Raw genomic sequence first — 14,310 nt, 5'->3', positions numbered from 1 at the left:
TTGTTCCTTCAGGTTTTCTGTTTATTTGAAAGCAATAGCTTGTTCGCTGTGTCTTTGTTCCAAGTATTTTCTCATTATACGCCCGGCTTGCTTTACTTATTTCAAAAAAATAGTATAATGAAAAGCACTGAAAAGTTACGACCTTCAAATCGTGGATGATTTCAGAATCTAATTGAAATGATGGTGATAAAATGGCAGATAACAGCAAAACGCGTGTCGTGGTAGGCATGAGTGGCGGTGTCGATTCATCTGTCACAGCGTTGCTTTTAAAAGAGCAAGGCTATGATGTAATTGGGATCTTTATGAAAAATTGGGACGATACAGACGAAAATGGTGTCTGTACCGCAACTGAGGATTATAAAGATGTCGCAAAAGTAGCGGATCAAATTGGGATTCCGTATTATTCGGTCAATTTTGAAAAAGAATATTGGGACCGTGTGTTTGAATATTTTTTAGCAGAATATCGGTTAGGACGGACACCAAATCCAGATGTCATGTGTAATAAAGAAATTAAATTTAAAGCATTCCTAGATTATGCTATGCAACTAGGCGCTGACTATGTTGCAACTGGCCACTATGCGCAAGTAGAAACGGATGAAAATGGCGTAGTGCATATGTTACGTGGAATTGACAATAATAAAGACCAAACCTATTTTTTAAGCCAATTATCACAAGCCCAATTGGCAAAAACAATGTTTCCATTGGGTGGCATGGAAAAATCAGAAGTTCGTGCAATTGCTGAACGTGCTGGATTAGCCACAGCCAAGAAAAAAGACTCAACGGGCGTTTGTTTTATTGGTGAAAAGAATTTCAAAGAATTTTTGAGTAATTATTTACCAGCTAAAAAAGGCAACATGGTGACAGAAGATGGCGAAATCAAAGGACAACATGATGGTCTGATGTATTATACTATCGGTCAACGCCAAGGCTTAGGAATTGGTGGCGGCGGTAAAACACAAGAACCATGGTTTGTGATTGGGAAAGATTTAACCACCAATACATTATATGTGGGACAAGGATTTCACCATGAAAAACTATATGCAACACATTTAGAAGCTAGTGAGGTTCATTTTACTGTTGATACACCAATGCCAAAAGAGTTTGACTGTACGGCTAAATTCCGTTATCGTCAAGCAGATATCCCAGTGCATGTTTCCTTATCTGAAGATGGCACAAAAGCAACCGTTACGTTTAAGGAACCAGCGCGCGCAGTTACTCCAGGCCAAGCTGTTGTTTTTTATGATGGAATGGAATGCTTAGGTGGCGGCTTAATTGATCGCGCCTACCAAGATGAAAAAGAACTACAATACGTCTAAAAAGTTTCACGAGTTGTGAAACAAAAAGGATGAAGTTAACCAAAAGAAAAGCGGATATGCTGGTCATAAAACCAGTAAATATCCGCTTTTCTTTTTTATTTTATATGCCTATTTTTTTTAAAATAAGAAAAAGAGAAAAATTAAAAATTCAAATTGTGGATAACTTTTCTGTTTATAACTTAGTCATCATTTTTCTCTTTTTTTTAATTCGGCGGTGCTTCGACGAACCCATAGAAGGTTAATGAGAACCAGACAAGAAGTGGAAATAAAGACCCCACGATAACCGAAAGCGGCAGATACGCTTGAACCAATCATAGGACCAATCACATTTCCTGTCGCTTGGAAAGATTGATTGTAACTGAAAATGCGACCTGCAGCGTCACTTGGGGAATAACGAGTGATCAACGTTTGAACAGCTGGTAGTAAACAGGCATCGGAAATCCCAACTAAGAAACGAAGCATAGCAAGTTGCCAGACATTTTGAACAAAGGCCATTGGTAGGTAAACGAAAATGGCTAAAATTAAGCCAATTGTCAAGATGCGTTCACTGCCAATACGATCGCCTAACCGGCCGAAACGAGGGGCGGCTATTAACGTTGCAATCCCTGGAATAGAAGCAATGACTCCGCTAATTAAGGTGACATTTCCGTGACCACCCAACAATTGTTGAATATATAAACTGATGATGGGACTAATTGAATTATTGGAAGCTTGAATGATTAATGTCGTAATAAACATTCCAAGAATCACGTGGGGATGTTCTAGTTTTTTTAAAATTTGTTTCCCAGATGCGGCTTGATTTTTTTCAATTGGCACAAACTCTTCATGGACAAAGACGAGACTCAAAACAAAAACGAGTAATAAAATCGTACCAGTAATGAAAAAGGTTGGCCGATAACCGAAAATAGACGCAGTGACACCGCCCAAAAGAGGACCAAGCAACGTGCCGGTAACAGAACCAGTGGCTAAAGTACCAAGCACTTGACCGCTTTTTTCCTTAGGTGTGCCTGTAGCAACTAACGCAGTCGCATTACTGATATAACCAGAAAAAACACCTTGTAATAAGCGTAAGCCAATCAATTGATAAACACTTGTGACTGCGCCCATTAAACTAATGACGATAGCCATCCCTAATGAAGCGCGTAATAACATTAACTTGCGTCCTTTTCGGTCGGCTAAACGGCCCCACCAAGGTGAAACAATGGTTGTGACTAAAAAAGTGGAAGAGAACGTGATTCCGCTCCAAAAATTCAATTGTTGGTGGGTAAAAGTACCTAATGTGTTGATATAAAGAGGCATAAATGGCATCACTAAGCTAAAGCCAATACCAGCCATAAATGTGCCAAACCATAAAACGAGCAGATTTTTTTCCCAAGGTTGTTTTGGACGGAAAATTTTACTTTTAATTAATTCATACATTCTATTTCCTCACTTTCTAGTAAAGAAATTCAAATTTGGCTTTGGCGAGTCGTTGATCATTCAATGCTTGATGCAATTTATTCGCAAAAAAGCCTTCTTTTAAATTTAGTGGATTTTTTGTAGCGTATACATATAACGTATAGGTGTGCACACCAGAGCGAGGGCTTAACCCCAGATAACGTTCGGTTAACTCAGGTAACGTTTCAGTGGCAAGCGCAGGAATCATCTGTTTCCCCAAAGGAGAAGCAAGACTATTTTTTCCTTGAATGGTAGGCTTGAGTGCTGTTCGACTAAAGTCTTCAGGAATCTCATTGGTTACAGGAACATTGGCAGCTAACCAATGAATAAAAGGGAAACCGATTAGAGGAATCGTGTCATAATCAATTAATTCCCAGGATAAATAACGGGCTTCTTTAGGAATGGCCGCTAAAGAAATAGGAAAAGATAAAATAGGACGTTCGTGTAATAAAAATTCTGCACTGGTTCGTTTGCCATAACGATTGGCCAAATGAGAACGGTTGGTAACATGCATGCCAAACAGCCTTCTTTCAAAAATGATGTTTACAAATTATTATTATAAACTATAATTTATAGTTTAAAAAGAGTCAATAGATATGATAAACTAATAATTGTCCAAAATTTAAGAATTGGAGGCGTCAGAAAGATGGCAAAAAAACGGAATTTAACGAAAGCCAAAATCCTTGAAAGTGCCCGCAACCTAGCGGAAGAATTGGGCGTTCAACAATTAACCTTTCAAAATTTAGCCGTTGATTTAGGCATCAAGTATCCTTCACTCTATAATCACTTTAAAAATATTGCTGAAGTAAAAAATGCTCTAGTGGACTTGTTAATTCAAGAATTAAATGATACATTGCGAAGAGCCTTAGTGGGTAAGAGTGGCGCAGAAGCAATTCGGATATATGCTGAAACGTACCAACAATTTGCTTTTGAAAATTCTGCAGTCTATGAATTACTTATCAGTGTGCCGAAAACGCAAAACCAACAATTAATTGAAGGCATCCATGAAACTAATCAAATTATTTTACAACTTTTAGCTTTTTATCCATTTAATAATGAAGAACGACTGCATAAAAGTCGAGAATTACGTAGCTTAATCCATGGTTATATTACCTTACGTTTTTTAGGTTATTTTCAACGCGAAGAAGCCACGCCGGAAGAAAGTTATCGTCGCATGATTGAAGATTTTATTGTTTCTTTAGAAGTGGCAGGATAAAATAAATTTCAAAAATTTCTCAGTCCGAAACCAAATCCTTGCAACTTTTTCAGAAAGTGACTATGATACCTACAGTAGCAAAAAAAGGAGCGGTTCAATGTATCAAGTAATTACAATGTATGGCGACAATGAACCTTGGTGGTTTTTTGATGATTGGCAAGAGGACATTGTTCAAGAAAAAACCTTCGATAACTTGACCGATGCAGAGACATATTATGTGGAAGTTTGGCAAAAACTTTCTCAGAATTATACATACGTCAACACAAAGCCTAACTATTTAACGGCTTTCTGGAATGATGGGGAAGAACGCTGGTGTGAAGAATGCGATGAAGATTTACAACAATACTTCGGTTTAGCATTACTAGAAAATCATCATGCGGTTACTTTTGAAAATAAAGCTGAGTTTACCACAATATCCAATCATTTTGGCAAAACAAAATTCTGCAAACGGAAAGTTATTTGAAACGCATGAGTTTAAAGAAAAACCTCAGGGAATTTTCTTTAAACTCTTTTTCTATTCTCGGAATTTAGAGAAAATCGAGCTAATATTTGGTATAATACGAAAAGATAGCACTCAAAAAGGAGCGAAACTAGTGGTTGCAAAACAATTAATTATTGCTGAAAAACCTAGCGTAGCAAAAGATTTAAGCCGCGTTTTAGGAGCAAATCAAAAAAATAAGAATTATTATGAAGGACCCAACGTGATTGTTACCTGGGCTTTAGGCCATCTCTTAGGACTAAAAATGCCAGAAGATTTAAACAAAGAATGGCAAACGTGGCAAATGGAAACTTTACCGATGATTCCTAAGAATTTAGGGATTAAACCGTTACCGAAAACGGGACATCAATTAAAAGCGATTAAACAATTAGCCAATCGTAAAGATGTTTCTGAAGCCGTGATTGCCACCGATGCTGGTCGTGAAGGTGAATTAGTAGCCCGCTGGATTTTAGAATATGTCCGTTTTAACAAACCAGTCAAACGCTTATGGATTTCATCTCAAACAGACAAAGCCATTAAAGACGGGTTTAAGAAAATTCGCCCAGCGAAAGACTACGATAATTTGTATTACTCTGCCTTGGCGCGCGCAAAAGCTGACTGGTTAGTGGGTCTAAACGTCACAAGGGCCTTGACAGTGAAATATCAAGATAACTTATCCGCAGGTCGTGTTCAAACACCAACTTTAGCAATGGTGCGCCAACAAGAAAAAACGATTGAACAATTTAAGCCTCAAACTTATTTTACTATCTCGTTAACTGTTGAATCAGAAAAAGCAAAGATGACCCAAAAAAATCCATACGCTTTAAAAGAACGGCAGGAAGCAGAACAATTAGTCAAAGAACTCTCAAAACAAAAGGGCTTAGTTACCGATATTCAAGAAAAAGTTAAAACAGAAAATGCGCCGTTACCATATGATTTAACCGAAATCCAGCGTGAAGCCAACCAGCGATTCCAATTTTCTGCAAAGAAAACGTTGTCTCTTGTACAAAGTTTATACGAAACCCATAAAATTGTTTCCTATCCTCGAACTGACAGCAAATATCTAACAACGGATATGAAAGGAACGATGAAAGAACGACTTCAAGCCATTGCTGATTTTTCACCTGAAGTGAAAGGCTACCTTAAAAATGGGGCTGTTGTTAAACAACAAAAAGTTTTCCAAAATGCAAAAGTCACGGATCACCATGGGTTGATTCCAACTGAACAACGTCCTCGTTATGAAAAGCTAAGTAATGATGAACAAAAAATCTATCAAATGATTGTTCAACGATTCTTAGGTTTGTTTGCTGAGCCAAACCAAACCAAACAAACAAAAGTTACAGTCGCTTTTGGAAAAGAAATATTTGTCTTTCATCAAAATAAAGTAGTTGTTGCTGGCTGGAAAACAACAGCCGAACAGCCGCTATCAACTGTCCAATGGCAAAAAGGAATGACCGTTGCGCCAAACTTTACCATTAACAAAGAATTAACGTCGCCGCCAAAACCATTAACCGAAGGAACGTTGTTAGGAAAAATGGAGAAACACAGTTTAGGCACACCGGCAACGCGAGCTGAAATCATTGAAAAACTGATTAAATCAGAATTGATGGAACGAACCAATAGCGGTTTAAGTGTGTCTGCCAAAGGAAAGCAACTATTAGACTTGGTGAATCCATCACTTGTGACACCTGAACTAACGGAAAAATGGGAAAAGTCGCTCGAAGCAATCGCTTCGGGTCAACAAAAGAGTCAACTTTTCTTAAAGGATATTGAAGAGGATACGAAAAAATTAGTCCGTGAAATTAAACAAAGCGAGAAAAAATATCAAGATTTTTCCATTACGCAAAAAAAATGTCCAGATTGTGGCTCAAACTTACGGGAAAAAAATACGAAAGATGGGAAGATTTACGTTTGTACAAACCAAGAATGTTCTTATCGTCGGCGAAAAGATCCTAAAGTATCCAATCACCGTTGCCCACAATGCCATAAAAAAATGGTCATCATAGAAGGAAAAAATGGTCGTTCTTTCAAATGTAAATTCTGTTCGATTACTGAAAAAATTCCCGATAAAAAAGAACGAAAACAAAAAATGACTAAACATGAAGAACGTCGTTTGATGAAAAAATATTCACAACCAGACGAACCAGAAGAAAGTGCTTTAGCGCAGGCCTTAAAAGCCGCTATGAATCAAGAGTAGCGACTTGACGAATGTTGGCTCTAGATAATCAAGTCATCCATGTTGGTCTTTAGTAAACTTTCAAATAGAAAGAGAGGGACACGGATGCTCGCAAATTTAAATCAAGCAATGGATTATATTGAAGAACATTTAACGGAAGAAGTATCCTTCGATGAATTGGCAAAAAAGACAGGGATTTCTGTTTACCATTTTAAACGAACTTTTTCGTTTGTTGCGGGGATGAGTCTGGCTGAGTATATTAAAAAGAGACGTTTGGCGGAAGCAAATTTAGCATTACTTGCTGGTGAAAAAGTGACAGATGTAGCTTTTAAATATGGTTATCAAAGTATTGAAGGATTCTCAAGAGCCTTTCGCGATTGGTCAGGACAAGCCCCTTCTGAAGTAATGAAAACACAAATCCAAAAAACGTTCCCTAAATTCTCTTTCTATATTGATATTAAAGGAGGACAATCAATGGATGTTAAATTGATTGAAAAACCAGCGTTTCAAATAGTCGGAGTTAGTCAGAAGGTTCCCTTGCAGTATCAAGGGGAAAATCAAGCAATCATGGAATTAGCACAGCGCATTACACCACAACAACGAGCGGAAATGCATACATTTGATGATGTATATCCTCATCAAGTAGTAAATGCTTCTTTTGACTTTCAAGAGGGACGAACAACAGAAGGTGGAGAAATGACACACATGATTGGCTTTGCCACTTCGCAAGAAAATACCTATGAAGATTTGGAGCAACTAAGCGTACCTGCTCATACATGGGCGGTTTTTCCAAATGAAGGTCCTTTCCCACAAACTTTACAAGAAACCTGGGCAAGGATATTCTCTGAATGGTTGCCTTCATCTGGTTACCAAGTCGTTGCAGCACCAGAAATTTCGTTTACGCAATATCAAGGACCAGCAGAAGCTAAGTATAGTGAAATCTGGCTCGCTGTTACAGCTACTAAATAAAGAAAACCCACCATTGAATAATGGTGGGTTTTTCCGCCAAGAAGGAGAAAGTTTGGTATAATAAACGTGAAGAAAAAATTCAGACCTTCTAAACTGAAATCTAGCTATGGATAAGTGATGCGAATACGGAATCATGGAGAAAAAAATAATTCTCCGAGGTTTTAGAGTCATGTTGTTTAGAATGGTACCAAAACTTAATAATGAAGTTGAATACGTCAACGAATGTTTTAGAGTCATGTTGTTTAGAATGGTACCAAAACACCAGAAAGAGTTTTACGATACTATGATGAGTTTTATAGCCATGTTGTTAAAAAACAAACTATCACCACAAGCAATCCGTAATTTTCATCACAAGATTAGAATTTTTATCATCAAAGACGAGCTGCTTCAATTTTCGAAAACTAATCAAGTGATAAGTCAAAATGTTGATAGATTGAGATTAGTTCTTCCTTTTTTTAGGAAGGGCTTTTTTTATTGATAGAAGAAAGGGAAGAAATCTTGGGAGCACCTAAAAAAATTGTGAGAAATGCTTCTGTATTGTTTGGTTTCTGCCTCAGAAAGTTGTATACTTAGATTGGAATTATTCTATATTACATGCATTTTCACACTTTTTGGAAAAGTTCACTTGAATTTTCTTTTAGTTTCGTAGATAAAAGGAGTCATCGCTAATGGAAATGAACAATTCAGGTAAGCTTGTTTCTTTGTGTGGAGGCAAATCAGGGAGGAAATAATATGTTTGATATTGTAACATTGGCGAGAATCCAATTTGCGATGACAACAGTTTTCCACTTTTTCTTCGTACCGTTTTCAATAGGATTAGCACTTGTTGTAGCAATTATGGAAACAATGTACGTTGTGAAAAAAGAGGAACGTTATCGTAAAATGGCCAAGTTTTGGGGAAATATATTCCTATTAAGCTTCGCTGTTGGGGTTGTAACCGGGATTATTCAAGAATTTCAGTTTGGGATGAACTGGTCTGATTATTCTCGATTCGTCGGAGATATTTTTGGGGCACCGTTGGCGGTAGAAGCGCTCTTAGCTTTCTTCTTAGAGTCAACATTCTTAGGTTTGTGGATCTTTACTTGGGATAAAATGAATCCAAAAATTCACGTAACCTTTATCTGGTTAGTCGTATTCGGTTCAATGATGTCTGCTTTCTGGATTTTAGTTGCCAATAGTTTTATGCAACATCCAGTAGGTTATGTCATCAATAATGGCCGTGCTGAAATGGTGGACTTTGTAGCTGTCATCAGCAATCCAAAAGTTTGGTATGAATTTTCACACGTTATCATGGGCGCCTTTACATTGGGCGGCATGGCAGTAGCTGGTATGGCTGCTTTCCAATTGTTGAAAAAACGGGATATTTCATTCCACAAAGCATCTATGCGCATTGGCTTATGGGTTACTTTGTTCGGTTCAATCGGCGTTTTATTAGCTGGCGACTTGCAAATGAAAGCTCTAATTGAAGGACAACCAATGAAATTTGCGGCGATGGAGGGGGCCTATGAAGACTCTGATGATCCTGCTGCTTGGACATTGATTGCTTGGGCAGATGAACGAGAACATAAACAAGTTTTTGGTATCGATATTCCATATATGCTAAGTATTTTATCGTATAACAAATTATCAGGTTCGGTTGATGGAATGGATACAGTCAACAAGCGTTTGGTAGAAAAATATGGGGATGATAAAAATTATTATCCACCAGTTAACACTTTATTCTGGAGCTTCCGTATCATGGCTGGTTTTGGTGCCTTAATGTTATTGGTTGCTGCCTTAGGACTATTCTTTACAAGGAAGAAAAAACCATCGCTGTACGAGAAGAAATGGATGCTGTGGATTGTTGCTTTATGTACGTTCGCGCCATTCCTTGCGAATACAACAGGTTGGTTAGTCACTGAATTAGGTCGTTATCCGTGGACTGTCTATGGACTATTTACGATTGAACAAAGTGTTTCACCAAATGTATCGGTTGCTTCATTAATTACGTCAAATGTCATTTATTTCTTATTATTTGCTGGTTTAGGTAGTGTCATGGTTTACTTGGTTATTTTAGAATTACGTAAAGGACCAGACTATGAAGCGAAAAAATTAGCGAAAGAAAATGAACCAGCGTTGGATCCATTTGATAAGGGGGTATTTGGCGAATGAGTACACTACAATTATTATGGTTTGTCCTTATCGGCGTCTTGTTCTCAGGTTTCTTCTTCTTAGAAGGATTTGACTTTGGTGTTGGAATGGCCGTTCAAACGTTGGCACACAATGACGACGAAAAAGATCAAGTCGTTGCAACAATTGGACCTGTTTGGGACGGAAACGAAGTTTGGCTATTAACAGCAGGCGGCGCAATGTTTGCCTCTTTCCCATATTGGTATGCTTCATTATTTAGTGGCTACTATTTAATTCTATTTACGATTTTATTTGGCTTAATTATTCGCGGAGTTTCCTTTGAATTCCGCCACAACATGCCGGAAGGTAAACGTCGTCGGATGTGGAACTGGACGCTATCAATTGGTAGTTTCCTTGTACCGTTCTTCTTTGGTATTTTGTTTATTAGCTTAGTCCAAGGGATGCCTTTAGATGCAAACGGTAATATGCATGCGCAATTTACGGATTATTTTAATCTGTTTTCAATTGTTGGTGGAGTAGCCTTAACATTACTTTGCTACTTACACGGCATGAACTATATTGCTTTAAAAACAGAAGGCCCAATTCGCGAACGTGCTCGAAATTATGCAGAAATCTTATACGGCGTTTTATATGTCGGTTTAGTTGTTTTTGCAGTGTTGATGTACTTCAAAACGGACTTTTATGAAAAGAACTTTGCGGTCACTTTAATTTTAACGTTAGCAATTGTGGTCTTAACGGTCATTGCTAATGTTGGGGTGTTTAAACGCAAAGAGATGTTAGCTTTTCTAGCGAGTGGTTTAACATTAGTTGTACTAGTTGCTCTCTTGTTCAGTGGCTTGTTCCCACGTGTTATGATTGGTAGTGAAGGTTTTGATTTGTTGATTAAAGATGCAACAAGCACACCATATACACTAAAAATTATGACGTGGATTTCTTTAAGCATTTTACCATTCGTGTTAGCTTATACTGCTTGGTCCTATTATATTTTCAGAAAACGTATTTCACAGACAGCCGTACCAGAGGGGTATTAAATCTATGATTGATAAAGACATCTTACAGATGCCTAAAATCAAAAAAATTCTTGTCTTGCTTGCAGGTTTTTCTTTCCTGCAAGCAGTCTTTATAATTGGGCAAGCTTTTTTTCTTTCAAAAGCCATTGTCGGCCTTTGGAGTGGCGGGCATCTTAACCAACAACTACAGAGTATTTTACTCTTTTTTATTTTTTATCTTGGTCGACATGTTATTACGTATTTTCGTGAGAGAATGCTCGATACATTTAGTTATGAACGCTCGAAAGAATTACGCGAACAATTATTAACTAAAGTTTTCCGTTTGGGGCCAAATGTTGTTCAAAAAAATGGAACTGGAAATATGGTTACCATGGCTTTAGAAGGCATCAGTCAAACCGAAAATTATTTACAATTGATTTTGACAAAAATGATGAATATGATGATTATTCCTTGGATTATTTTGGCCTTTGTTTTTACACAAGATATTCGTTCAGGTGTAACATTGCTGATTGTTTTTCCGATTATTATTATTTTTATGATTGTGTTAGGTTATGCAGCACAAAGTAAAGCGGACAAGCAATATGCGGCGTTTCAAATGCTTTCCAATCATTTTATTGATTCCTTGCGAGGAATTGACACGCTGAAACTGTTTGGGTTGAGCAAAAAATATGCTGGGAGTATTTATCATACAAGTGAACGATTCAGAAAAGCGACCATGAGTACATTGAAAATTGCTATTTTATCAACCTTTGCGTTAGACTTTTTTACGACATTATCGGTAGCTGTTGTGGCAGTTTTCCTTGGATTAAGTTTATTAAACGGCACGATTTTATTATTTCCTGCCTTGGTTACTTTAATTTTAGCACCTGAGTTCTTTTTACCGATTCGTGATTTTTCAAGTGATTATCATGCAACCTTAGATGGAAAAAACTCTTTTCAAGCGATCCAAGCGGTATTAGCATTGCCAGAAGCAGAACAGACCGATGTGCTCACGTTAGATGATTGGCATCAAGAAAGTCAGTTGTCAGTCACAGCGTTAAATTTTTCCTATGAAGATGCAACGCAAGAAGCAATTCAATCGTTGCAATTCTCTGTTGATGGTCGCAAAAAGATTGGAATTATTGGGGCGAGTGGTTCTGGTAAGTCAACGTTAATTAATTTATTAAGTGGCTTTTTATTGCCAACAGAAGAAACGAGTCAATTGGCGATAAATGGCCAAACGATTCCACATTTTTTACAAAAAGACTGGCAAAAACAAATCCTTTATATTCCGCAAGCACCATATATTTTCCAAGATACTTTGGCAAACAATATTCGCTTTTATACACCTGAAGCGACAGATGAGGCAATTCAGCAAGCGATTCAGTTAGTTGGCTTAGACGAGCTAGTTAAAGACCTTCCCGAAGGAATTCATACCTTAATTGGGGAAAGTGGTCGAATGTTAAGTGGGGGACAAGCGCAACGAGTAGCGTTGGCCCGCGCCTTTGTTGATCAAAAACGCCACGTCTTGCTGTTTGATGAGCCGACAGCGCATTTGGATATTGAAACAGAAGTTGAAATGAAAGAGCGCATGTTGCCATTAATGAACAATCATCTCGTCTTCTTTGCGACACATCGTCTTCATTGGATGGAAGAAATGGATTACATTTTAGTGATGGAAAAAGGTCAATTAGTGGAACAAGGAACGCTAGCAGAGTTGATTGAAAAAGATGGCTACTATGTTCAATTAATGAAGCAAATGAGAGGAGGACGCCAATGATGGAAAAACAGCCGACAACGAAAGACGTTTGGAAAAACGATCAATGGGTTCGTCCTTTCTTAAAACGCTATAAAAAAACCTTGTATTTTGCCTTACTTTTAGGCTTCTTGACGTTCTTTAGTGCAGGGGCATTAATGTTTACGTCTGGTTACTTAATCAGTCGTGCGGCTTCCTTACCAGAGAATATTTTATTAATTTATATTCCCATTGTTTTAACAAGAGCATTTGGGATTGGCCGTCCTGTTTTTCGTTATGTGGAACGTCTAACGAGTCATAACTGGGTGTTAAAAATGACCTCTGACCTGCGCTTGAAACTTTATAATGTGCTAGAAAAAGATGCGATTTTCTTTAAGACAAAATATCGCACTGGGGATATCTTAGGTTTGCTTTCGGAGGATATTAATCATATCCAAAACTTGTATTTACGAACGATTTTCCCAACCGTTATTGCTTGGATTTTGTATATCTTTTTAGTGATTGCATTAGGTTTCTTTTCTTGGTGGTTTGCTTTATGCATGTTACTGATGTTAGGAGTGGTTGTTTTTCTATTACCACTTGTTTCAGTTCTAGTGAATGGTGCGCGTCAAGAAAAACATAAATATGCCAAAAATGAGTTATATCAAACACTAACCGACAATATTCTAGGTGTGTCTGATTGGGTATTTAGTCAACGTGGCTCTGAATTCGTTGCTCGTTATGAAACAGATGAAGCGAATGTTCGTGCATTAGATGAAAAAATGAAGCAATTTAACCGTGGCCGAGACTTTGTTTTACAACTTCTGTTTGGCGTGATTGCGATTGCTGTCTTAGCTTGGACTAGTGTGCGGTTTCCAGGTAATCATGGGGGCGCAGCCAATTGGATTGGTGCCTTTGTTTTAACCGTTTTTCCGTTAATTGATGCTTTTGCTCCGCTACCTGCTGCAGCACAGGAAACAACGATTTATAAGGATTCCATTCGTCGTTTTAATGAGCTTCCTGAAGGGGAAGATGACTCAACAGAAGCGCCTGTTCAGCCAAATGGCACCAGTTTATCGATAGAACATTTGTCTTTTGCATATGAAAATCAAGAGAAAAAGGTATTAAATGACTTATCGTTAACAATTCCTGAAAAACAAAAATTAGCGATTTTAGGGCGCAGTGGTTCCGGAAAGAGTACGTTGGCTTCGCTCATTCGTGGTGATTTACGGCCTACTTCGGGAGAAATCCTTTTAGGAAATATCCCAACTGAGGCATTTGGTGAGACGATGACTGAATATATTGGGGTTATGCACCAAGCACCGTACCTATTTCGAACAACCATTTTAAATAATATTCGGATTGGTAGAGAAGAAGCAAGCGAAGCAGAAGTTTGGGCAGTTTTAGAAAAAGTTGGCTTAAAAGAAATGGTTACCCAATTACCAGAAGGTTTACAAACAATGGTGGATGAAGCAGGTTTGCGTTTTTCTGGTGGCGAACGACATCGCTTGGCACTAGCGCGGATTCTTTTGCAAGATACACCGATTGTGTTATTAGACGAACCAACTACTGGTTTAGATCCAATTACAGAACAGCAATTGCTGGAAACCTTTTTTGAGGCATTAAAAGATAAAACCGTCATCTGGATTACCCACCATTTGCAAGGCGTAACTTTGATGGATCAAGTGATCTTTATTGAAGATGGCCAATTAGAGATGAGTGGTACGCCAGAAGAATTACTTGCAACCAATGCGCATTATCAGAAACTTTACCGAATTGATCGTGGCATTAGTTCTTTCGAGGAATAAAAAAACGACTGGTTGTTGATTAAAGCAAACAATCAGTCGTTTTTCTATTTCAATTA

At 37.8% G+C, this 14,310-nt stretch carries 11 protein-coding genes; 9 read left to right on the top strand and 2 right to left on the bottom strand.

Annotated features, from left to right (window positions below):
* Positions 1-191 precede the first annotated feature (191 nt).
* Positions 192-1,316 (top strand): tRNA 2-thiouridine(34) synthase MnmA, encoded by a 1,125-nt coding sequence (gene mnmA / locus IGJ20_RS08740; RefSeq protein WP_002362075.1) that lies wholly within the window; start codon positions 192-194, stop codon positions 1,314-1,316.
* A 186-nt stretch (positions 1,317-1,502) separates the two neighbouring features.
* On the opposite strand, the gene IGJ20_RS08735 is transcribed toward mnmA, so the two are convergent.
* Positions 1,503-2,735, bottom strand: a complete 1,233-nt coding sequence (locus IGJ20_RS08735) for a multidrug efflux MFS transporter (protein ID WP_202522595.1) — start codon at positions 2,733-2,735, stop codon at positions 1,503-1,505.
* A 16-nt stretch (positions 2,736-2,751) separates the two neighbouring features.
* Positions 2,752-3,267: a YbhB/YbcL family Raf kinase inhibitor-like protein gene (locus tag IGJ20_RS08730; RefSeq protein ID WP_202522594.1), complete on the bottom strand. Its 516-nt coding sequence runs from the start codon at positions 3,265-3,267 to the stop codon at positions 2,752-2,754.
* A gap of 132 nt (positions 3,268-3,399) precedes the next feature.
* Here IGJ20_RS08730 and IGJ20_RS08725 point away from each other — a divergent pair, with 132 nt between their 5' ends.
* The 8 genes from IGJ20_RS08725 to cydC all read left to right on the top strand — a co-directional run bounded on the left by IGJ20_RS08725 (position 3,400) and on the right by cydC (position 14,254).
* Complete coding sequence (locus tag IGJ20_RS08725) at positions 3,400-3,969, top strand: TetR/AcrR family transcriptional regulator (protein WP_033594298.1); 570 nt, start codon at positions 3,400-3,402, stop codon at positions 3,967-3,969.
* 97 nt (positions 3,970-4,066) lie between these two features.
* Complete coding sequence (locus tag IGJ20_RS08720; RefSeq protein WP_002356966.1) at positions 4,067-4,432, top strand: DUF1033 family protein; 366 nt, start codon at positions 4,067-4,069, stop codon at positions 4,430-4,432.
* A 130-nt stretch (positions 4,433-4,562) separates the two neighbouring features.
* Entirely contained in the window at positions 4,563-6,644 is a 2,082-nt protein-coding gene (locus IGJ20_RS08715) for a DNA topoisomerase III (RefSeq protein ID WP_002378482.1), read from the top strand.
* An 84-nt stretch (positions 6,645-6,728) separates the two neighbouring features.
* Positions 6,729-7,592: an AraC family transcriptional regulator gene (locus IGJ20_RS08710; RefSeq protein WP_002384334.1), complete on the top strand. Its 864-nt coding sequence runs from the start codon at positions 6,729-6,731 to the stop codon at positions 7,590-7,592.
* A 732-nt stretch (positions 7,593-8,324) separates the two neighbouring features.
* The gene (locus tag IGJ20_RS08705) at positions 8,325-9,743 is read left to right on the top strand and encodes a cytochrome ubiquinol oxidase subunit I (protein WP_033594301.1); all 1,419 of its coding nucleotides are present in this window, start codon (positions 8,325-8,327) and stop codon (positions 9,741-9,743) included.
* Entirely contained in the window at positions 9,740-10,753 is a 1,014-nt protein-coding gene (cydB, locus tag IGJ20_RS08700) for a cytochrome d ubiquinol oxidase subunit II (RefSeq protein WP_002356976.1), read from the top strand. The genes IGJ20_RS08705 and cydB overlap by 4 nt, the downstream gene beginning before the upstream one ends.
* Before the next feature lie 4 nt (positions 10,754-10,757).
* Positions 10,758-12,491: a thiol reductant ABC exporter subunit CydD gene (gene cydD, locus IGJ20_RS08695; protein ID WP_202522593.1), complete on the top strand. Its 1,734-nt coding sequence runs from the start codon at positions 10,758-10,760 to the stop codon at positions 12,489-12,491.
* Complete coding sequence (gene cydC, locus IGJ20_RS08690) at positions 12,488-14,254, top strand: thiol reductant ABC exporter subunit CydC (RefSeq protein WP_016627602.1); 1,767 nt, start codon at positions 12,488-12,490, stop codon at positions 14,252-14,254. The genes cydD and cydC overlap by 4 nt, the downstream gene beginning before the upstream one ends.
* Positions 14,255-14,310 lie beyond the last annotated feature (56 nt).

The organism is Enterococcus sp. DIV0294 (genome assembly GCF_050558155.1).
In the GTDB taxonomy this organism is placed as follows: domain Bacteria; phylum Bacillota; class Bacilli; order Lactobacillales; family Enterococcaceae; genus Enterococcus; species Enterococcus faecalis.
Note: the sequence above shows the minus strand (reverse complement) of the source record. Positions and strands in the feature narration are given on the sequence as shown.